Annotated in this window: 18 protein-coding genes and 1 pseudogene; 5 read left to right on the top strand and 14 right to left on the bottom strand. The window is 41.9% G+C overall.

Annotation, left to right across the window (positions count from 1 at the left end):
- Position 1: 1 nt before the first annotated feature.
- The 6 genes and pseudogenes from AT689_RS10600 to AT689_RS10635 all read right to left on the bottom strand — a co-directional run bounded on the left by AT689_RS10600 (position 2) and on the right by AT689_RS10635 (position 5,730).
- Entirely contained in the window at positions 2-1,039 is a 1,038-nt protein-coding gene (locus tag AT689_RS10600; protein ID WP_001077255.1) for a M42 family metallopeptidase, read from the bottom strand.
- A 97-nt stretch (positions 1,040-1,136) separates the two neighbouring features.
- Positions 1,137-2,462, bottom strand: a complete 1,326-nt coding sequence (gene brnQ / locus AT689_RS10605; protein ID WP_001074654.1) for a branched-chain amino acid transport system II carrier protein — start codon at positions 2,460-2,462, stop codon at positions 1,137-1,139.
- Between the two features lie 170 nt (positions 2,463-2,632).
- Positions 2,633-2,920: pseudogene (locus AT689_RS13600) on the bottom strand (rhodanese-like domain-containing protein).
- 159 nt (positions 2,921-3,079) lie between these two features.
- A complete protein-coding gene (locus tag AT689_RS10625; protein WP_000078149.1) occupies positions 3,080-3,658 on the bottom strand; it encodes a uracil-DNA glycosylase family protein in 579 nt (192 codons plus the stop codon).
- A 53-nt stretch (positions 3,659-3,711) separates the two neighbouring features.
- Positions 3,712-5,112, bottom strand: coding sequence for a dipeptidase PepV (pepV, locus tag AT689_RS10630; protein WP_000125039.1), 1,401 nt, complete (start codon positions 5,110-5,112; stop codon positions 3,712-3,714).
- A 12-nt stretch (positions 5,113-5,124) separates the two neighbouring features.
- Complete coding sequence (locus AT689_RS10635) at positions 5,125-5,730, bottom strand: nitroreductase family protein (protein WP_000670162.1); 606 nt, start codon at positions 5,728-5,730, stop codon at positions 5,125-5,127.
- Between the two features lie 170 nt (positions 5,731-5,900).
- On the opposite strand from AT689_RS10635, the gene AT689_RS10640 reads away from it, so the two are divergent.
- Complete coding sequence (locus AT689_RS10640; RefSeq protein ID WP_000736538.1) at positions 5,901-6,701, top strand: amino acid ABC transporter substrate-binding protein; 801 nt, start codon at positions 5,901-5,903, stop codon at positions 6,699-6,701.
- Between the two features lie 181 nt (positions 6,702-6,882).
- Here the strand turns inward: AT689_RS10640 and AT689_RS10645 are convergent, their stop codons facing one another.
- From AT689_RS10645 to recJ, 8 genes are all read right to left on the bottom strand, one after another.
- On the bottom strand, positions 6,883-7,680 hold the full coding sequence (locus AT689_RS10645) for a metallophosphoesterase family protein (RefSeq protein ID WP_001015781.1): 798 nt from the start codon (positions 7,678-7,680) through the stop codon (positions 6,883-6,885).
- Positions 7,670-9,514, bottom strand: coding sequence for an excinuclease ABC subunit UvrC (gene uvrC / locus AT689_RS10650; RefSeq protein ID WP_001061132.1), 1,845 nt, complete (start codon positions 9,512-9,514; stop codon positions 7,670-7,672). Before uvrC ends, AT689_RS10645 begins: the two co-directional genes overlap by 11 nt.
- Before the next feature lie 39 nt (positions 9,515-9,553).
- Positions 9,554-10,255: a M57 family metalloprotease gene (locus AT689_RS10655; protein WP_001267410.1), complete on the bottom strand. Its 702-nt coding sequence runs from the start codon at positions 10,253-10,255 to the stop codon at positions 9,554-9,556.
- Between the two features lie 78 nt (positions 10,256-10,333).
- On the bottom strand, positions 10,334-11,566 hold the full coding sequence (gene murN, locus AT689_RS10660; protein WP_001229509.1) for a peptidoglycan bridge formation alanyltransferase MurN: 1,233 nt from the start codon (positions 11,564-11,566) through the stop codon (positions 10,334-10,336).
- A gap of 4 nt (positions 11,567-11,570) precedes the next feature.
- The gene (gene murM / locus AT689_RS10665) at positions 11,571-12,791 is read right to left on the bottom strand and encodes a peptidoglycan bridge formation alanyltransferase MurM (RefSeq protein WP_001867337.1); all 1,221 of its coding nucleotides are present in this window, start codon (positions 12,789-12,791) and stop codon (positions 11,571-11,573) included.
- Between the two features lie 111 nt (positions 12,792-12,902).
- Positions 12,903-13,682, bottom strand: coding sequence for an alpha/beta hydrolase (locus AT689_RS10670; RefSeq protein WP_000290022.1), 780 nt, complete (start codon positions 13,680-13,682; stop codon positions 12,903-12,905).
- 68 nt (positions 13,683-13,750) lie between these two features.
- The gene (locus AT689_RS10675; protein ID WP_000065633.1) at positions 13,751-15,412 is read right to left on the bottom strand and encodes a ribonuclease J; all 1,662 of its coding nucleotides are present in this window, start codon (positions 15,410-15,412) and stop codon (positions 13,751-13,753) included.
- Between the two features lie 174 nt (positions 15,413-15,586).
- The gene (gene recJ, locus AT689_RS10680) at positions 15,587-17,809 is read right to left on the bottom strand and encodes a single-stranded-DNA-specific exonuclease RecJ (protein ID WP_000632594.1); all 2,223 of its coding nucleotides are present in this window, start codon (positions 17,807-17,809) and stop codon (positions 15,587-15,589) included.
- Between the two features lie 276 nt (positions 17,810-18,085).
- Here recJ and AT689_RS10685 point away from each other — a divergent pair, with 276 nt between their 5' ends.
- From AT689_RS10685 to AT689_RS10700, 4 genes are read left to right on the top strand one after another with little or no spacing between them, the layout of a single operon-like run.
- Positions 18,086-18,844: an amino acid ABC transporter ATP-binding protein gene (locus AT689_RS10685; protein WP_001229596.1), complete on the top strand. Its 759-nt coding sequence runs from the start codon at positions 18,086-18,088 to the stop codon at positions 18,842-18,844.
- Positions 18,845-18,854: 10 nt separating this feature from the next.
- Positions 18,855-19,649, top strand: coding sequence for a transporter substrate-binding domain-containing protein (locus AT689_RS10690; RefSeq protein ID WP_000726166.1), 795 nt, complete (start codon positions 18,855-18,857; stop codon positions 19,647-19,649).
- Positions 19,650-19,661: 12 nt separating this feature from the next.
- Positions 19,662-20,339, top strand: coding sequence for an amino acid ABC transporter permease (locus AT689_RS10695; protein ID WP_000131135.1), 678 nt, complete (start codon positions 19,662-19,664; stop codon positions 20,337-20,339).
- A 9-nt stretch (positions 20,340-20,348) separates the two neighbouring features.
- Entirely contained in the window at positions 20,349-21,008 is a 660-nt protein-coding gene (locus AT689_RS10700) for an amino acid ABC transporter permease (protein WP_000443842.1), read from the top strand.
- Positions 21,009-21,167: the final 159 nt, after the last annotated feature.

Genomic DNA, 21,167 nt, shown 5'->3' on the forward strand with positions numbered 1-21,167 from the left:
ATCAATCTACTAAATTGCTTCTAAGATAGGCATCGACCATTCGTTCTGTTGCGACCACCGAGTCAATATGAGTGCGCTCATAAGAATGACTAGACTCGATACCCGCACCAAGAACGGCATGCTTGACCTCTGCCCCTGCAGACATAGCCGCTGAAGCATCCGAACCATAAAATGGATAGATGTCCAGCTTAAAAGGAATATCTTGCTCTTTAGCCAAGGCAACCAAGTGTTGACGGAAGTCATAGTGATAAGGACCTGAAGCATCCTTGACACAGATAGATACTGTGTACTCATCTGTCTGCTGGTCATCTCCCATAGCTCCCATATCCACAGCCAGATATTCTACTACCTGAGCAGGAATGTTAGAATTAGCACCATGTCCTACTTCTTCAAAAACTGAAAAAGCAAAATGAGTTGTTACTGGCAATTCAATCTTCTCTTTCTTATAAATACGAAGCAGGTTGAGCAAAATCGCTGCGCTGACCTTATCATCCAAATGACGAGACTTGATAAAACCTGTATCAGTCACAACAGTTCGTGGATCGAAGCTGATAAAATCACCGACCTCAATCCCAAGAGCACGAGTTTCTTTTTCATTGCTTACTTTTACATCCAAACGCACTTCCATATTGTCCTGCGTGCGTTCTGCAGTTCCTGCATCCTTGTAGACATGGCAAGAAGTTTGGTGGATGAGGATGGTTCCTGATACCTTTTGACCTGTGCTAGCCACATGAACGGTACAGTTTTCACCTTCAATCATGTTCCAAGGAAAACCACCGATACGGTCCAATTTAAGACGACCATCTGGTTTGACAGCACGAACAATAGCACCCAGCGTGTCCACATGGGCAGTCACATAGCGATGTTGCTCATCATTTTGACCTTTGATGGTCACATTGACACCACCCTTGGCTGTGCGAACTGGCTGGTAACCAAAACCTTCTAGAGTCTTGACTAAATAATTCGAAATTTCACGAGTTAAGCCCGTTGGCGATGCGATGGCTGTCAGTTCTTTGATATATTCTACTGTTTGATTCATTTCTTCACCTCTTTCGCTACCTATTATAACACATTTATCATCGGATAAAAAAAGAAAATCACTCCTGTAGACTTGGCTACAAAAGTGATTTAAGTGATTATTTCATTTCAAAAACATCGCTTTCTTGCTTGTTTGGTAGAACCAATGAGAGCAAGATTCCAACAATGGCTGGCACCAACCATGGGAGAGATGCCTTGGCAAAAGGAAGAACGCTAACAAGATTTGCAAGAAACTCAACCTTAAACGAGCTTCCTAGTACGCTTGCAATGGCAATAACTGTAACCACAGCAATTGTCAACTGCATACCTGGTTTTGAAAGGGCAACAAATTTGTTGACAATGACAATCATAACGATAGCAATCGTGATTGGGTACAAGATAACCAGTACTGGAATTGAGTACTTGATAATCGCATCAAGACCCAAATTGGCAATAGCAAATCCAATCAAGGTAAAGGCTGTCGCATAAACCTTGTAGCTGATTTGTGGGAAGCGCTCATTAAAGAACTCAGCTGTTGACACAATCAAACCAACAGTCGTTGTGAAGCAGGTTACGGTAACCATAGCTGCAAGGAAGAGTTGAGCTGTTGAGCCAAAGATTTCTTGAGTGGCTTGTGACAAGATGTAAACACCTGGTGTTCCACCCTTCATCGCTTCAGCTGGTACTGGGAAATGATTTCCAAGAAAACCTAAACCAATGTAAAGAGCGCTGAAGGCAAGGGCAACAACGATACCAATAACCCAAATAGTTGAAATGTATTCTTTCTTACTTGAAAATCCAAGTTGTTTCAAGGTTTGAACTGCGATTACGCTAAAGGCCACTGAGGCAAGGGCGTCCAAGGTATTGTAACCTTCTAGGAAACCTGTACCAAAGGCAGAAGCTTGATAAGCAGCTGAAGCAGCTTGAGGACTTGTTCCACCATATTTGATAGCTCCCAGAACGACCAAGATAACAATCAAAATTGCAAAGACTGGCGTTAAAATACGTCCAATGCGGTCTAAGATTTTTGATGGATTAAGCGAAATCAAATAGGCTGCCGCAAAATACAGAACCGTAAATACAATCAAGCCAAGTCCTTTATTTGCATCCGACAAAAGGGGGCTAATCCCTACTTCGTAAGCTGTTGTAGCAGTACGTGGGGTAGCAAAGAATGGACCGATTGACAAGTAAAGAACTGAGAGGTAAAGAGTCGCAAACCAAGGCGCTATCTTCGTTGAAATCTCGTAGATATATCCTTTAGGATTTAGCGTTCCAATAATAAGGGTCAAGACGGCGATACCAACGCCTGAAAAGACAAAACCTGCGATGGCAGGAAGAAAATGTTCTCCAGATAGAGCACCTAGAGAAGGCGGAAAAATCAAGTTCCCCGCACCAAAAAATATTCCAAACAGGAGCAAACCTGTTAGGGTACCTTTTTTAGCCATAAAAATCTCCTTCATATTTATAAAATACTGACCTAGTATACCACGATTAGGAGTCTGAAAAAAGCATCACGAGGCAAATATTAAATGTTTTCAATTTTCTTAAAAATAAGAATTATCTAAAAATAAAACTCTCCTACCCAGTCCACACCAAGTAGGAGAAATGCAAAATTTTAAAGTTCTTCAAAGGCTAACATGCCACCCTGGACATTGATAACATTATAACCTTGTTCTAACAGGAATTGGCAAGCACGCGCCGATCTCATTCCAGATTTGCAAATAATATAATGCAAGCGATCTTTGTCCAATTAATCATAACTATCAGCCAATTGACTAAGCGGTAGGTTGTGGGCACATTCTAAATGAAGAGCTGCAAACTCATCCACTTCTCTCACATCCACTAGAGAAAGCTGGTCGTTTTGGTAAAGCTGGTAAAATGCGTCAAAGGCTATTTCTTTCATTCTTTTTCTTCTAATACTCTTCGAAAATCTCTTCAAACCACGTCAGCGTCGCCTTACCGTGCGTATGTTACCGACTTCGTCAGTTTTATCTGCAACCTCAAAGCTGTACTTTGAGCAGCCTACGACTAGCTTCCTAGTTTGCTCTTTGATTTTCATTGACTATAAAATGGTTTTAATTCTTTTTTTCAAATCTGGCACTACTTCTGCCTCAAACCAAGGATTTTTGGCCATCCAGATTTGATTTCGTGGTGATGGGTGAACTAGCGGAAAATAGGCTGGCAGATAGTCTTTATAGTGTTTCACCCTCTCCGTTACCTTCCCACTGATTTTCTCCTGTAAATAGTAGGCTTGGGCATATTGCCCAATCAAGAGGGTTAACTGAATATCAGGCAATTCCTGTAAGAGCTGCGGATGCCATTTTTCTGCAAAACCTGTACGAGGCGGAAGATCACCCGACTTGCCATGTCCTGGAAAGTAGAAATCCATAGGCAAAACAGCAAAATAACCTGAATTGTAAAAGGTATCTTCATCCACACCTAGCCAGTCCCGCAAGCGGTCACCACTTTTATCTTTCCAGTAAAGGCCTGCTTCTTGAGTTTTAAGTCCCGGAGCCTGACCGATGATATTGATGCGAGCAGTTTTTGGCGCTGCAAAGAGAGGCTCAATGCCACGCTCTGTATAGCTGGCATTCTGTGAATCCGCCATGATAGCCTGTTTGATTCTTTCGATTTGAGACATCTACTTTCCCTCCAAAAAGAAGTCCAAGCATAAGATCTCAGACTTCTATCGTTTTATTTGATCAATTCGTAAATAGCTTCGGCATAAATTGCTGCTGCTCGGAAAAGATCATCCAAGGCGATAAATTCATTGGCTTGGTGCATGGTATCAATCGAGTCTGGGAACATAGCACCGTAGGCAACTCCGCGTTCTAGCAAGCGACCAAAGGTTCCACCACCGATGACTTGTTCATGACCTTTAAGGCCAGTTTGTTTTTCATAGATATTCAACAAGGTTTGCACAAGTGGATCTTCCATTGGCACATAGTGAGGCGTGTGACCGTGTTCAGACAGGCTAACAGAAACAACTGGCAAGTTTTCAAGGATTGACTTGATTTGTTCTGGACTTGTTCCTTTTGGATAGCGGATGTTGAGGGCAATGGTATTATCAGCACTTGTTTCATCGAAGCGGAAGACGCCGGCATTCATAGAAAGAGCACCCATCTTTTCATCCACATGAGCAATCTTAAGATTTTCACCCTCATGATCGTTCAAGAGAATTTTACCTGCGATGTCAAGGTAGTCTTTGGCTGGACCAGCAAAGCCAAACTGGCTGAGGAAGAGGGCAAGGTAAGTTGCGCCATTGACACCTGAAGCAGGCATAGCACCGTGGGCTGATTTACCAATGATCGTCACCTTGTATTTGCCAGCTTCTTCTTGGAGTTCTCCTCTAAGTTTGTGTTCTGCAACAAAGGCATCTAGTTTAGCTTGCAAGTCAGCCAAATCACCTGAAACGACTGCTGTTGCTGATTCTGGTACCATATTTTCACGTAAACCACCTGTAAAGCTGTGAAGACGGGCAGCACCTGTATTTTCTCCTGCAAAGTGGAGGTATTCCGTGATATTTCCTTTTTCACCATTGATGATTGGAAATTCAGCATCTGGAGAGAAACCGAAATCTGGTTTGGCAAGTCCTACGTGCTCAAAGTAGTAGTCCATGTCTGCCCAGCCTGATTCTTCGTCTGTTCCAACGATGAAGCGAACTTTCTTAGAAGTTGGAAGACCCAATTCTTTGATGATTTTCAAACCATAGTAACAAGCTGTTGTAGGACCCTTATCGTCCGAAGCCCCGCGCGCATAAAGGCGACCATCTTTGATAGTTGGTGTGTAAGGATCTGTGTCCCAACCGCTACCAGCAGGCACCACATCCATATGGGCAAAGATTCCGAGAACTTCTTCTCCATCACCAAACTCAAAATGTCCTGCGTAGTTATCGACATTCTTAGTTGGGTAGCCATCGCGGTCTGCGATTTCAAGGAATTTCTCCAAGGCTTTTACTGGACCAGGTCCAAATGGATGCTGGGCATCAGCCTTGCTATCATCACGTTCTGAGTTGATTTCCAAAAGGCTAAACAAGTCAGCCAAGAGGTCTTCTTTGCGTTTTTCTACTTCTGCTGTAAAATCAATTGCTGTCATTTTTTCTTCTTTCTATCTTTTCTCGATGATTTCATCTACTGGCAAGCGGTAGCTTGGTTCCAATTTGTCGTCTGTGTAACCCACTGTGATCAAGAGTTCTGGGCGGAAACGGTCTTCGATTTCCAAAACTTCATTAACTTTTGATTTGTCAAAACCAAGGATAATATTGGAACCAATTCCTTGGTCTGTAAGAGCGAGAACCAAGTTCATAGCAACCAAACCTGCATTGAGTGCTAGGTAGTCGCTGACTTGTTGTTCATTGTAGCGTGCAAATTCAGCTGGCAAATTTTTCATGAAGTATTGAAGTTGTTCTTCTGAGAAATTGTTAGCACCACCAACTCGGGCAATCTTACGAGCGCGTTTGGCAAGGTCTGTATCTGTAAATAGGGCAATGGTTACAGGTGCTGATGATACCTGCTCAAAGTTTGAACCATAAGCCAACTTTGCCAGTTCAGCATTTTTCTCACGAACAACTACAAATTTCCAAGGCTGGCTGTTGTGGGCGCTTGGCGCCAAGGTTGCAATTTCGATAGCCGTACGCACATCTTTTGGATCAACAGGCTTATCAGTGAAATGCTTGGTCGCATGACGTTTTTTATTTAATTCAAGAAATTTCATAATCGATTTCCTTTTCTAATTCTACTGCTTCCATTCTACCATAATTTGAAAGAGCTTGCAGGGATTTTTCATGATTAAGTTTTTCTATCACAGACATAAAAGATATATATTGGTTTATCAGGAAAGTTTCTGATAAACTAGCAAGTACTTTACATTTGAATGGAGACAGTATGAAAAAACTTAGCCTATTACTAGCTATCCTACCATTTTTGGTTGCCTGTGGGAATCAAGCTACACCCAAAGAGACTAGCGCTCAAAAGACAATCGTCCTTGCTACAGCTGGCGACGTGCCACCATTTGACTACGAAGACAAGGGCAATCTGACAGGCTTCGATATCGAAGTTTTAAAGGCAGTAGATGAAAAACTCAGCGACTACGAGATTCAATTCCAAAGAACCGCCTGGGAGAGCATCTTCCCAGGACTTGATTCTGGTCACTATCAGGCTGCGGCCAATAACTTGAGTTACACAAAAGAGCGTGCTGAAAAATACCTTTACTCGCTTCCAATTTCCAACAATCCCCTCGTCCTTGTCAGCAACAAGAAAAATCCTTTGACTTCTCTTGACCAGATCGCTGGTAAAACAACACAAGAGGATACCGGAACTTCTAACGCTCAATTCATCAATAACTGGAATCAGAAACACACTGATAATCCCGCTACAATTAATTTTTCTGGTGAGGATATTGGTAAACGAATCCTAGACCTTGCTAACGGAGAGTTTGATTTCCTAGTTTTTGACAAGGTATCCGTTCAAAAGATTATCAAGGACCGTGGTTTAGACCTCTCAGTCGTTGATTTACCTTCTGCAGATAGCCCCAGCAATTATATCATTTTCTCAAGCGACCAAAAAGAGTTTAAAGAGCAATTTGATAAAGCGCTCAAAGAACTCTATCAAGACGGAACCCTTGAAAAACTCAGCAATACCTATCTAGGTGGTTCTTACCTCCCAGATCAATCTCAGTTACAATAACACTCTTCGAAAATCTCTTCAAACCACGTCAGCTTTATCTGCAACCTCAAAGCTGTGCTTTGAGCAACCTACGGCTAGCTTCCTAGTTTGCTCTTTGATTTTCATTGAGTATAAGATATACTAAAAGCGATTGGACCAGCCAATCGCTTTTTTAGTTTGCATTGGCTATTTTAGGAAACTCTTACAAAAAATCAAAAAAATTCTTCACATCCTCTACATACCCATGCTTTTCTATTAAGCTGGCTAATAATTCCAGATTGTGCCCCTGATAGTTATCGTCACGACGCAGTTCTTCATACATTTCGATAAAGGGAAGCCCCTTGGACTTGGCCAATTCTAACTCAGCTTCGTAATCATAAGCAACTTTACGAAATTGGATATTGAGTAATTCCCCATCTTCAACTTCTATCACGGCATACTGGGCACGGTGATTTTTTAACGCCTCCCAATTAAAATAGGGCATGCCAATCGACCCTGGATTGATGATTTGTTGCCCTTGACTTCCATAACGAAGCAACTGCTTGTGAACATGACCATAAACTGCCACGTCCGTTTCCGCATCTAGCAAGTCACCACCATAGTTTTTGTCAGGTAAATTATGAGAGATAGAAAAGCGCAATCCGTCAATTTCTTTCTTTTCCAGCAAAGGCAAGCTTCGTAGCCAGACAATCGTTGCAGGATCCATTCGCTCCATCAAATACTGTGTCATACGCAAGAGCTGAACTTCCTGTGGGTCTTCTAAGCCATATTGCCCATCTAAAGCCTCAAGGACACGATCATCCCAATTGCCTCGAACACTTGCTGTGATAGGAAGGTCCTTTAGCAGGGCGACTAAGTCATTTGCGCCTGGACCAGGAAGAAAAATATCTCCCAGAAGCCAATATTCACTGGCCCCTTGATTTTTAGCATCTGCAATCACTGCTTCTAGCGCCGTCGCATTGCCATGAACATCTGATAAAATTGCGATTTTATGGTTCATTGTGGTTTCCTTCCGTTTGGTAATCTACTCTTTCTTCTGCTACTTGAGGCAAGGCTTCTCCCTGCGGGTTCAACTTTCTTTGCACAGCCTCTGCAACGACTCTAGGTACCCCAACTTCGACAATCTCATCCACACTGGCTTCCTTGATTTTGGTCAAAGACTTGAAATGCCTCATGAGATTTTGCTTGCGTTTAGGTCCCAGACCATCAATCCCATCCAATTGAGATGAGAAAGAATTTTTGGAGCGCAGTTGGCGGTGGAAAGTGATAGCAAAGCGGTGCACCTCATCTTGGATGCGTTGGAGGAGGAAAAATTCCTGAGAATTGCGAGACAAGTCCACCACCTCAAGCGGATCTCCAAAGAGCAATTCATGGGTTTGGTGCTTATCATTCTTTTGCAGCCCAGCAATTGGAATATCCAAGCCCAGTTCCTCTTGGATAACCTGCTTAGCGATATTGACTTGACCTTGCCCCCCATCAATCACAATCAAATCTGGAGGAGTCAAAGCCTCACGCTGTACTCGACCATAGCGTCTGCGAATGACCTCTCTCATGCTGGCATAGTCGTCTGGTCCAACAACCGTTTTTATCTTGTACTTACGGTAATCCTTCTTACTCGGTTTACCGTTGACAAAGACCACCATAGCCGAAACAGGGCTAGTTCCCATGATATTAGAGTTATCGAAGGACTCGATACGTACTGGGGTCGGGATTTGGAGCAAACGCCCTAGATTTTCAATAGCTCCTTGAGTCTTTTCGACAGATTTTTCTAGCAGATTGAACTTCTGCTCTAGACTAACACGAGCATTTTTTATGGCTAGATTGACCAGTTGTTTTTTCTCTCCACGTTGAGGCTTAAGAATCTTGGAATCCACCAAGGCCTTGACAGCCTCTTCGTCAATATCCTGCGGAATCAGTACCTCATTGGGAACTAGATGAGATTTTTCTTGATAGAATTGTCCTACATAGGTCAAAAAATCCTCATCTGGATCATTGAAGTAGGGGAAGAGATTGACATCGCGCTCGATAAGCTTACCCTGACGGACAAAGAAAACCTGCACACACATCCAGCCCTTATCCACATAGTAGCCAAAGACATCGCGATTTTGCAAATCTTTCGCCATGACCCGTTGCTTGGTTCGAAGCGTTCCAATAGCCTGAATCAGGTCACGGTATTCCGCCGCACGTTCAAACTCCATACTTTGTGCTGCTACTGCCATTTTACTCTTGAGATCATCGATGATTTTGTCATCCTGACCTTTCAGAAAATCAGACACCTCCTGAGCCATAGACTTGAAATAAGCCTCATCCTTCTTACAGATGGTGTGGGCCATACACTGGCCGATATGGTAATAAAAACAGACCTTAGAGGGCGGGTTGGTACATTTTCGAAAAGGGAAAATCCTATCTAGAAGTCGCTTGATTTCATTGGCTGCCCCCACATCTGGATAAGGGCCAAAATAAAGACCACCGTCCTTTTTGACCTGACGAGTAATGATAAGCCGTGGATAGCGCTCATTGGTGATTTTGATGAAAGGATAGGACTTGTCATCCTTGAGCATGATATTGTACTTGGGCTTGTTTTCCTTGATCAGGTTGATTTCTAGGAGAAGTGCCTCAATATTAGACTCCGTAACAATAAATTCAAAATCCACAATTTCAGACACCAGAGCCTCTGTCTTGGTATCATGACTTCCACGAAAATAGGACCGTACTCGATTACGCAGATTTTTAGCCTTTCCTACATAGATAATGGTGCCATTTTTATCCTTATGAATGTAGCAACCAGGGCTGGTCGGCAAGAGCTCTAGTTTTGATTTAATCAAGTTGTTCATAGTTCCATTATAGCAAAAAAAGTAGGGAAAGATAGTACCCTACTCACTAGTCTCATATATTTTTCGGAGGTTTGCAACATCCTCTTCCTGGATACCATAAAAGGAACCTGCTGGTTGCATGACAGACTTCTCATCTGTATGGTCCAAGCCAATCGCATGACCTAACTCATGTTCTGCCGTATGGACAAGGCGTTCATAGGAGTAGCCATAGTATGGATTGGACAAATAATAATGATTCAACCGCACCGTTACGGACAAGAATTGCCCTGTTAAGAGATTAGTTTGACTTTCCGCCTCTCCTGCCACAGGAGTGCCTCCGTCGTTCATCTCCGTAGCCGTAATATCCGCCTTACTAGACTCAGTCACGAGTTCAAAGTTAAAAGCACCAGTTTGATTCCAGTTCTGGATTGCTTCTAAATAAGCCTCTTGAAAGCGTGAATCCATCTGCGGATCCAGGTAAATACGAGCAGAGGCCTGTGCCCACCTTCCTTCAGAATGCTGGTGACTATCTGTCTGGCTTAACTTAGGCAGTTGCCCTGTTTTCTCCCATTGGTCAATACTTTGTTGACCAATTTTTACTGACCGTTCTGCTTGCTTTAGCGCTCCTTGAAAATCCCCGTTCAGATACCAGAGAAGTCCGAAAGCAAGCACACATAAGAGCACAACTATCCAAACCAGACGCCAAAACAAACGCCACACAAAAGAAAAGAAAGCCCCTATCAAACGAAAAAGCCAGCGCATGTCTCTCCACCTTTCTAGCAAATAAGAATTATTTTACTAAAAGAAGCTAAAAGAAATCTAAATACTGACTTTTTCATCTTAACGTCCTACTATTTTTTTGAGTAACTGGATAGCTTTGTATTTTAAAGGCGATGGATGGTAACGGAAAGTACCCGCTTTGCGTACAATATAGCCATTAAAATTCTGTTTAAAACGCAAAACACCATCACTTCCATCAAAAATCCCTTGAATGCCTAGGAAGTTGTATTTAGGTATTCCACGTTTTATGCTTTCCAACATAACATATTTTTGAAGCAGGGCAGGGGCATAGAACTTATTAAACTCAGTGTAGGAACCACTAAAGAGATAAGTCGTTTCCTGAGGCATATAAACAAATAAACTCCCAGCTAAAACAATATCTTCTTCTCCATATTTTTCAATCAAGTCTCGCGCTTCTGCTTTTCGAACTTCAAACGTTTCAAATTGACTAGAATATTCTCTCAGTTGATTTTGTTTTTTCTCAGAATGAGGATTTTTACTCAAATCAAGTCGCAACTTGTCCAAGTTTTCTTCTAGTTTACTTTGTTCACCTTGCAATTTGCTCATATAGTCCGAAAAATTTAAGCTTGCTATGAGAAACTCCGCTTGTTCTCCAAAAGTATCATAAAAATGCTCATAATATTCTAAACTTTTATCACTATATTCTCTACGTTCAGAGGTTTCTTTTGTTATATTCTTAAAAATCGATAGTTCTTCACGTTTTAACTTTTTCAACCGAATGCCAAAGGTTTCAGCCTTTTTCACCAAGGGTTTACCCTTTTTGCTAAAACTTTTAAGCAAACTCTTTTCAGTTAATTCAGTTAAATCTTTATAGTATAACCAATCTGGTTCTCCACCTGGGTAACCTGTTGTTAAGCCATCAAATTGATAACCTAAATCAGTCAAACCTTGAATAATACTTTTTTTCTCAGCATCTATTGGATTACCTTGGCTATCAAAAGTTTGATAAGTTTCATAAGGTTTTACAAGCAACTCTAATACACCATTTTGCTTGGCATATTCTTTTAACTCTGCATAAAAAACTGGAAGAGCATCTTGTTGGGTATAAATCGGCCCCGAATTGAGTTCCATATGCAGACCACCCAGCATGGGCAAGCTATAAACCAGAGCTGCAACTTGAATTTCTCCTTCTTGTTTCAAAGCAAGATAAACAATTCGAGCCCCTCTTTTTTCTAGCAAATCCCCCATCTGGACAGATTGCATAAAGGAACGAGAAGAAACCTGATCAGAATAAGTCTGAAACTCTTCTTTCGTGAGTGTTGTTAGTGCCATATACTTACTTTCTATGTTTTTTTCTTAATGTTTTACGGAAATCAAGAGCAAGTCTTAACAGAGGATAGAGAGGATGAGTGGGCATTGTAAATTCACCCAAGTATTCTTCAATCGTTGGATTAAATTTTTCCTTAAAATGATAAAGTCCACCATTGAGAGAGTTTTCAAGACCACCTAAATTTTGCCAAACCATACCTCGCTCAAAGGCATAGCGAGCCGTTTCATACCATGTTAAAATTGGTGCATTGTAACGTTTAAAATCATCATCCATACCAGCATATATATTGACAGAGGTAGTACCAAATTCCAAACTCAAAGTAGCCGCTAAAGGAACTCTCGCTTGACCTACATCTATATATTCCTGCAAGAAGGTCAATTCCTCTAACAAACGTTCTTTTTCCTTCTTCTGCGCTTCTACTTTTGAAATTCGAGTCGACTCAGTAAAGGTCTCTTCCAAGGCTCTATTTTTTGCTAACTGTTCTTCTAATTCTTGCGAACGTTTAGAAACATCCAAGGTGGCCAAGGTGATATAGGCCTTGTCCTTAAAATTATCTAACAATTTTTTATAATAGGCTTCATTCCTCAAATGAATCTCTTTTCGCTTCTCAGTTTTTTTCATCAACTCCGAAAATGAATCTAATAGTTCCAGTCCACCATATTGAATCTCAAGCCCTTTGTTTCGTGCTGTTCGAATAGCCTGTTTTGTTGACTTGGAAAGTTTATCTTCTTCAAAATTTTCCTTGTATATTTTCGCCTGAATACGAGGTTGAATGGTGTCTCCCATTTCCTCCGTTTTTCCTGACCACCTTACTCCCATTTGTTGCAAACTATCAATAATAGCCAGATTTTCAGGAAATTCTGTCTTTTCCTGATTGATTAAACTTTGAGATAGGCAAATACTTGGGTCAAAAGTCACAAAAACCGCTCTCTTACTGCGAGCATAGGACTTAATAGACTGAATGACAAAATTCAAGAGTTCTTTATCCCCATAATCCAATATAGGTCCTCTTGGGATGTAAAACATTTTATAGCCTAGCGGAAGAGTTCTAATCAAAATACTAGCTGTCGCCAGTAATTTTTCTTCCCTGTAAACACCAAACTTCTCATGTTGCCAATTAGACTTAACTTCCTCCCAAGCACTACTTTGTAATACATTGGCTAATTCATGTTCTTTGACAAACTGATCATATTCTAATGTGGGAATGCCAATTTGATAACGGTACATTTCCTACTCTCTTTCCTCCAGTATTTTATTACTATTCTACTACTTTCGTTTGAAAAGTCTAGTGAAAACATATTTTATTTTAGTTCTACTCCCCCTATGCTGAAGTTCAAACTAAGTCAGTCTCTCTTCTAATTTGAAATCAATTGGTAGGGTTGTTAAAAAAACTTCCAATTGTTTTTCCCAGTAGTACCACTCGTGAGTTCCAGCGCTATGGCTATAGGTCACATCAAAACCTAGTTTTTTGAGATTTTTCACTGCGAGATTATTGGCTTCGTACAAGAAATCCTGTTCGCCACACCACGCCCAAAGTTTGGTCTTTTTATCCGATTTTTTAGCCAGACTTTCAAGAGAATAGGGACTAGTTGTCCAGTCTTTAATCTCTCCAAAAACACCTCTCCAGTAGGCTGGACTTCCCAGATTTTGACTTTCAGGAGAAAAGTTTTGAAAACTGAGGGCACCTGAAAAGCTAGCTGCATGAGAAAAACGATTTGTCGCAAGAGCCAGTTTGAAGCAGCCGTAGCCTCCCATAGAAAGACCAGCGATAAAGGTCTTTTCACGCTTGCTAGTCATATTAGGGAAGAAGCGTTTCAGAACCTGTGGCAATTCCTCTGCTAGAGCCGTGTAGTAGTCAAAACCATACTGGGTATCGGTGTACCAACCATTGCTGGTATTGGGCATAACAACGATGAGATTAGTTCCTCGAAGCAAGCGTTCTACATTGGTCCGCTTAAGCCAACTATTATGATTTCCAGACATCCCGTGCAAAAGGTACAAGACGGGAATATCTTCACACTCTGGTTCTTCCACTCGATTGGCATCAGGGTAGAGGACATTCACCCCCCACTCCATATCCAATACTTGTGAGTAATACTCGATTTTCATTACTGCCATGATTTTCTCCTTCTATTTTTCTATAAGAAAAAGCCGAAACTCGACTTTCTCTCTGTTTATTTCAACGATTATTTTGCTTCCATGACTACTGGTAAAATAGCTGGACGACGCTTGGTTTGGTCAAAGAGATACTTGGTCAAATTATCTCGAACCTTCCCTTTAAGATCTGCCCAGTCAAAGTCATCTCCTTGAAGATACTCTTCTACCGTTTGGTTAATCAATTCTGAACTTTCATGGAGAATATCGCGACTCTTCTTGAGATAAACAAATCCGCGCGTATGAACACGAGCCCTAGCCACAATTTTCTTCTCACGACGGTTGACTGTAATAGCCACGATGAAAATTCCATCCTCTGACAAGACCTTACGGTCACGAAGAACAACATTTCCAACATCACCAATGGCATTCCCATCAATCAAGATATCTCCTGCTGAAACCGATCCAGCTGGAACAAAGTCTCCATTCTCGTAAGCCATGGTCGTCCCCTTTTTAGGAATGAAGATGTGTTCTGGCAACATCCCAACTGCCATGGCAGCCTTAGCGTGAGCATCCAACTCACGATACTCCCCTTGGACAGGGAAGAGGTACTTAGGTTGCAAAAGATTGATCATCAGCTGCAAATCACGCACATTTCCGTGCCCTGATACATGTAAACTTTGGGTAATCAATTTGACAACCCCACCTGCCTGATAAATCATATTTTCCACACGCGCAACAAAGGCTTCTTTAGCAATAGACGGAGCCGTAGCAATATAGACCAGGTCCCCATCCTTGATTTCTACATAACGATGGCGACCAATCGACATCTTACGAAGTCCATTGATAGGTTCACCCATACGACCTGTCTCAAGAATAATCAACTCATGGTCTTCAAAGCGAGACATATCTTTAGGCTTAATCAAGAGAATTTCGTTGGCTAAAGACAACTTCTTAAGACGAATCGCTGTGCGGACGATATTTTCAATATCAAATCCTGTCAAGACGATACGTCGACCTGTTTTATCCGCAGCGTCAAAAATCTGCTGAATACGAGAAAGATTACTGGAAACAGCTGCAACGATGATACGACCTTCCCAGTCAGCAATAGTTTGGGTAATTTCATCCCTAACTTCACTTTCACTAGCCACCTGAATATTGCTGTCTGCATTGGCCGAATCACTGAGGAGAGCCAGGACGCCGTCACGACCAATCTCTGCCAAACGAGCAAAATCAGTTGCATAAGATTCACTAGCCGTTTGGTCAAATTTGAAATCACCTGTATAAACGATGCTTCCTTCCGATGTCTTCAAGACAATTCCCAGACTCTCTGGAACGGAGTAAGTCGTAGGGAAGAAGGAAACCACTGTCCCACCAAAATCAATCTCCGTATTCTCATCAATGACATGGAAATCATTAAATTTCTTAACGGCATCATTTCCTTTGACAAAGAGCTTTGCCAACTCAATGGTCAACTCAGACCCAAATACAGGAACTTTAGCCTCTGCCAAGAGATAAGGTAGAGCACCAATGGCATCCGCATGCCCGTGGGTCAAGAAAACCCCAGCAATACGGTCGCTATTTTCAAAAAGGTAATCCATGTTTGGAATCACCACATCGACCCCTAATTGTTCATTTTCAGGATATTTTAACCCTACATTCAAAACAAAAATGGACTCTCCAATTTCAGCAATGTACATATTTTTTCCATTCTCACGCACACCACCAAGTGTTGTTAAACTGATATTACTCATTTTTCCTCCAAAATCTTAGTTTATCTTGATTATAGGGCAACTCTACCCTCTTATTCTAAAAGTTCTAATACTTTCAGCCGAATCTTTTCCTACCATTATACCATTTTTTTGATGATTTTCAAAATGAAGGTCTGTTTTCAAAAAAGAGTTGATTTCCCAACTCTTTCCTAACTTCTACTCTTTTTCCATCAAAAAATCATAAATTTCTTGCACCGTACCCAGCGCCATCATTTCTTGGTCTTTAACGGTTTGTTTGAGATTTTGGTAAATTTGACTTTCTCCTATCTCCCGCTTTGGCGCCTCTTTATTGACTGTCATCACACCATCTTTTATCGTCACAAAGCCTAGTTCTTCAAATACTTGAATCATCTTGACCAGCAAGATTTGTTGAATATTAAGATATGCAGCCAAATCTTTCAGCTTGTAGCGAATATCAAACTCTGGGAACTGGTAAATAGTCTTGTACAATTTGGCAAACTGATCTCTAGTCCCATAACCTGTCAGATAATAGGCCTTGTCAATATCATTTTTGAAATAGACAGCAGAGAAATGCTGTTCCTGAAAAATGGTCTTCAGCTGAGTAATATCCTCTGGAATGTTTTTTACGACAATAGCTTCACTAGCCGCAAGATTTGGCAGTTCTCCAGGAAAATCCAAGACTGGAACACCTTCTGGCAAGACTGCATTTTTTCCACGAATGTTAAAAAGTTGAACACCTTCCACTCGCGCATCCACCATCATCAACTGGAGGGCAGTTTGGCCATTCCATTGGTTGACAGACAATTTAACCGCTAACTCTAGATTCTTGGTTTGAGAAAACTCTGTCGCCCATCTGCCTTGACCAAAGGCTACCACTTCAAAACTCGCCTCACCCTTGGAAATTTTCAGCTTTAGATGGGCATTACCTGCCCCCATAGTACGAGCACTTTCGACCTGAAAATTCTTGATATAAAAAATAGGTTTCTGATTATCCATTCCAAAAGGAGCTAAACGTTCAAAACTTTTGACCGTTTCCAAGCTAAGTGCCTCCAAATCCAACTCTTCATCTAGGTTTAACTTATTCTTGCCACCAGCATCTGCACCTTTTTCACGAACATAATCTTCCAAAACCTGAGATAAATCTGAGAGTTGCTCAACTTCCAGCGTCATACCCGCTGCACCTGCATGACCTCCAAAGGCGATGAAGAGGTCTCGATGGGGATCCAGAGCTTCAAAAATATCGACCGCTTCCACACTACGAGCACTGCCCTTGGCACGACCGTCTTCTATATTAAGAACAATGACTGTCTGTCCCAATTCTTCCAATAAACGACCAGCCACGATTCCTAGAACCCCAGGATTCCAGCCTTCCTTGGCCAAGACCTGAACCTTCTTCTCAGGATCCACCATGGTCTTGGCTTCTTCATAGATAGACTGAACGATTTCCTTGCGCTCTTCGTTTTTCTGGTGAATCATAAGGGCAATCTCATGCGCTTCCTCATCATCAAATCCAGTCAACAAATCAATGGCAGGATTGGGATCATCCAAGCGACCCAAGGCATTCAAACGAGGAGCAATCTGGAAACCAACCGTTTCTTCTGTTACTTCGTTGGCAGCAATCCCAGCCATGTCCAGCATTTCTTGCAGACCAATGCGCTGGGTATGACCCAACATTTCCAGACCATATTGAACTAAGATACGATTTTCATCCGTCAGACTCACCATATCTGCAATAGTTCCAATAGCGACCAAATCAAGCAATTCCACTTGCACTTCTTCTAACAGGGCACAAGCCAACTTGAAAGCAACTCCACAACCAGCCAAATATTTAAAAGGATAATCCGCATCTGGATGTTCAGGATGGACAATAGCATAAGCATCTGGCAGGGTTTCAGGCATGGAATGATGGTCTGTCACAATGACATCTACTCCCATAGACTGAGCCAATGCAATAGCCTCATGACCAGCAACCCCATTGTCCACCGTCACAATCAAGGAAATTCCTTCTTGCTCGATAAAGTATTTATAAACACTAGCATTAGGGCCATAGCCATCGGTAAAACGATTTGGCAGGTAAACTCGGCACTCCGCACCAAGTTGTTCCAAACTTTCCTTCACAATAGAAGCCGAAGTCATGCCATCCGCATCATAGTCTCCATAAACGAGAATATTTTCCCCTTCTTCAATAGCCTGACGAATCCGCTCCACTGCCTTGTCCATATCATGGAGCAGATAAGCATCATGTAAGTCCTCCAAGGAAGGTTCTAAAAACTTCTTCAGACTTTCTTGGTCCTGAATCCCTCTCTCAAACAATAACCGAGCCACCTCAGGACCCAGTCCAGCCTTCTTGGCTATCTTTGTAAAATCCGCATCTTCTACCTGCAGGGCAAACTGCCATTCATAAGTAGGTGTTATCAAAAAGACATCCACTCTTTCTAAGAATTCTATTGCTTCATTATAACATGATTTAGACGTTTTCTCTATCCAGATTGCTTTTTTATAACATTTTATAGTATATTGAAACTAGAATAGTACACCTCTACTTATAAAATATTGTTAGAAATCGATTTGACTGTCCCGATCGATTTGTCCTTTTCTTATTTCACTATAGTGAATTTTTTCAGATACGGTTTGACAAGAACATTCTTTTATTGTAGAATTGTGTTATAAAATCTAATATAAAGGAGATCTCTCATGGCTTTAGTAGAATTTAAAAACGTCGAAAAATATTACGGAGACTACCACGCACTCCGCAACATCAATCTCCGTTTTGAAAAAGGACAAGTTGTTGTCCTGCTTGGACCTTCTGGCTCTGGGAAGTCCACTCTTATCCGTACGATCAATGGTTTAGAGGCTGTTGACAAAGGAAGTCTCCTAGTCAATGGGCACCAAGTTGCTGGTGCCAGCCAGAAAGATTTGGTACCTCTTCGCAAGGAAGTCGGCATGGTTTTTCAACATTTTAACCTTTATCCACACAAAACGGTGTTAGAAAACGTGACACTTGCGCCCATTAAAGTTCTAGGAATTGATAAAAAAGAAGCTGAAAAAACCGCCCAAAAATATCTGGAATTTGTAAATATGTGGGACAAGAAAGATTCCTATCCCGCCATACTATCTGGTGGACAAAAACAGCGGATCGCCATCGCTCGTGGTCTTGCTATGCATCCGGAACTCCTCCTCTTTGATGAACCAACATCTGCTCTTGATCCTGAGACTATCGGAGATGTTCTAGCAGTTATGCAGAAACTGGCGCATGATGGGATGAACATGATCATCGTTACCCACGAAATGGGCTTTGCTCGAGAGGTTGCGGACCGCATTATCTTTATGGCCGACGGAGAAGTTTTATTAGATACGACAGATGTCGATAACTTTTTTGACAATCCAAGCAAACCTCGTGCCCAACAATTCCTCAGCAAAATTATCAACCACGAAAGTGACAAAGTCAAATAAGGAGGCGCCTATGAAAAAAAAATTCTTTTTATCAGCATTATTGATTAGCCTTTTCGGCCTTGCTGCTGCCAAACCAGTCCAGGCTGATACTAGTATCGCAGACATTCAAAAAAGAGGCGAACTGGTTGTCGGTGTCAAACAAGACGTTCCCAATTTTGGTTACAAAGATCCCAAGACCGGTACTTATTCTGGTATCGAAACCGACTTGGCCAAGATGGTAGCTGATGAACTCAAGGTCAAGATTCGCTATGTGCCGGTTACAGCACAAACCCGCGGCCCCCTTCTAGACAATGAACAGGTCGATATGGATATCGCGACCTTTACCATCACGGACGAACGCAAAAAACTCTACAACTTTACCAGTCCCTACTACACAGACGCTTCTGGATTTTTGGTCAATAAATCTGCCAAAATCAAAAAGATTGAGGACCTAAACGGCAAAACCATCGGAGTCGCCCAAGGTTCTATCACCCAACGCCTGATTACTGAACTGGGTAAAAAGAAAGGTCTGAAGTTTAAATTCGTCGAACTTGGTTCCTACCCAGAATTGATTACTTCCCTGCACGCTCATCGTATCGATGCCTTTTCCGTTGACCACTCTATTCTATCTGGCTACACTAGTAAACGGACAGCACTACTAGATGATAGTTTCAAGCCATCTGACTACAGTATTGTTACCAAGAAATCAAATACAGAGCTCAACGACTATCTTGATAACTTGGTTACTAAATGGAGCAAGGATGGTAGTTTGCAGAAACTTTATGACCGTTACAAGCTCAAACCATCTAGTCATACCGCAGATTAAGGAGGATACCCTATGACAGATTTATCATCTTGGACAGCCTATTTTCAGGATTTTGGACAATTTTTCAATGGTTTCCTCTTTACTCTTGCCCTAGCGATTGGATCCTTTATCCTCGCCATGGTCTTAGGAATCTTCTTTGGTGCCATGTCAACCAGTAAACGTCCAATTTTACGCATTTTAGCTCGCATCTTCGTGGAATTTTACCAAAACACTCCCCTCTTGGTGCAGTTTGTTATTGTTTTTTATGGCCTACCTCTTATCAGTGACCACATCATCATGATTCCAATTTATTGGACAGCCGTTCTCTGCGTGGGACTCTATCACGGCGCTTATATCGCTGAGGTTATTCGTTCAGGGATTCAGTCTATTCCTAGTGGTCAGATGGAGGCCGCCTTGTCGCAAGGTTTTACCTATATCAGTGCCATGCGCTTGATTATCTTGCCTCAGGCCTTCCGCATCATTCTCCCTCCATTGACCAACCAAATTGTTAACCTCATCAAGAACACATCTACTGTAGCTATCATCTCTGGAGTAGACTTGATGTTTGTGACTAAGTCTTGGTCGGCTCTCAACGGAAACTATATCCCAGCCTTTTTAGGTGCTGCTCTTCTCTACTTTGCCCTATGCTTCCCTGTTGCCCAGTTTGGTCGCAAGATGGAGCAAGCCAATAAAAAAGCCTATTCACTTTAGGAGGTTACTATGGAATCTATTTTAGAAATTTTAACCCCAGATAACCTAGTCTTTATCTTTAAAGGATTTGGCTTGACCCTCTATATTTCTCTGATTGCCATCATCCTCTCTACTATCATCGGTACCGTGCTTGCCGTCATGCGAAATGGAAAAAATCCTATCTTACGCATTATTTCCAGTATTTATATCGAGTTTGTGCGCAACGTTCCCAACCTTCTCTGGATTGTTACTATCTTTTTGGTGTTCAAAATGAAATCCACACCAGCAGGTATTACAGCCTTTACTCTCTTTACATCAGCAGCCTTGGCTGAGATTATTCGAGGCGGTCTCAATGCCGTAGACAAGGGACAATACGAAGCAGGAATGTCACAAGGCTTCACCTCAGCCCAAATCCTCTACTACATCATTCTCCCACAAGCCATCCGCAAAATGCTACCAGCCATCATTTCTCAGTTTGTTACCGTGATTAAGGATACCAGTCTCCTCTACTCTGTTATCGCCCTACAAGAACTCTTTGGAGCCAGCCAAATTCTCATGGGCCGTTATTTCGAACCAGAGCAGGTCTTCAGTCTTTACATCCTGATTGCCCTCATCTACTTCAGCTTTAACCTAGCGATTTCTAGCCTGTCTCATATGCTAGCCAAACGTTGGCAACAAGCTGCAGAATAATACTCTTCGAAAATCTCTTCAAACCACGTCAGCTTCACCTTGCCGTACTCAAGTACAGCCTGCGGCTAGCTTCCTAGTTTGCTCTTTGATTTTCATTGAGTATAAACAGCCACTCTCCAGTTCAATTGGAGAGTTTTTTGATGAGAGTAGATATTTATA

The sequence above is a fragment of the Streptococcus pneumoniae genome (genome assembly GCF_001457635.1).
Classification (GTDB): domain Bacteria; phylum Bacillota; class Bacilli; order Lactobacillales; family Streptococcaceae; genus Streptococcus; species Streptococcus pneumoniae.

Coding starts and splice junctions, on each gene's coding strand:
- AT689_RS10675 (WP_000065633.1), bottom strand. CDS start 15,412: ATGAGTAATATCAGTTTAACAACACTTGGTGGTGTGCGTGAGAATGGA.
- AT689_RS10700 (WP_000443842.1), top strand. CDS start 20,349: ATGGAATCTATTTTAGAAATTTTAACCCCAGATAACCTAGTCTTTATC.
- AT689_RS10640 (WP_000736538.1), top strand. CDS start 5,901: ATGAAAAAACTTAGCCTATTACTAGCTATCCTACCATTTTTGGTTGCC.
- AT689_RS10670 (WP_000290022.1), bottom strand. CDS start 13,682: ATGGCAGTAATGAAAATCGAGTATTACTCACAAGTATTGGATATGGAG.
- AT689_RS10655 (WP_001267410.1), bottom strand. CDS start 10,255: ATGCGCTGGCTTTTTCGTTTGATAGGGGCTTTCTTTTCTTTTGTGTGG.
- AT689_RS10685 (WP_001229596.1), top strand. CDS start 18,086: ATGGCTTTAGTAGAATTTAAAAACGTCGAAAAATATTACGGAGACTAC.
- pepV (WP_000125039.1), bottom strand. CDS start 5,112: ATGACAGCAATTGATTTTACAGCAGAAGTAGAAAAACGCAAAGAAGAC.
- AT689_RS10645 (WP_001015781.1), bottom strand. CDS start 7,680: ATGAACCATAAAATCGCAATTTTATCAGATGTTCATGGCAATGCGACG.
- murN (WP_001229509.1), bottom strand. CDS start 11,566: ATGGCACTAACAACACTCACGAAAGAAGAGTTTCAGACTTATTCTGAT.
- AT689_RS10625 (WP_000078149.1), bottom strand. CDS start 3,658: ATGTCTCAAATCGAAAGAATCAAACAGGCTATCATGGCGGATTCACAG.
- murM (WP_001867337.1), bottom strand. CDS start 12,791: ATGTACCGTTATCAAATTGGCATTCCCACATTAGAATATGATCAGTTT.
- AT689_RS10690 (WP_000726166.1), top strand. CDS start 18,855: ATGAAAAAAAAATTCTTTTTATCAGCATTATTGATTAGCCTTTTCGGC.
- AT689_RS10600 (WP_001077255.1), bottom strand. CDS start 1,039: ATGAATCAAACAGTAGAATATATCAAAGAACTGACAGCCATCGCATCG.
- brnQ (WP_001074654.1), bottom strand. CDS start 2,462: ATGGCTAAAAAAGGTACCCTAACAGGTTTGCTCCTGTTTGGAATATTT.
- uvrC (WP_001061132.1), bottom strand. CDS start 9,514: ATGAACAACTTGATTAAATCAAAACTAGAGCTCTTGCCGACCAGCCCT.
- AT689_RS10695 (WP_000131135.1), top strand. CDS start 19,662: ATGACAGATTTATCATCTTGGACAGCCTATTTTCAGGATTTTGGACAA.
- AT689_RS10635 (WP_000670162.1), bottom strand. CDS start 5,730: ATGAAATTTCTTGAATTAAATAAAAAACGTCATGCGACCAAGCATTTC.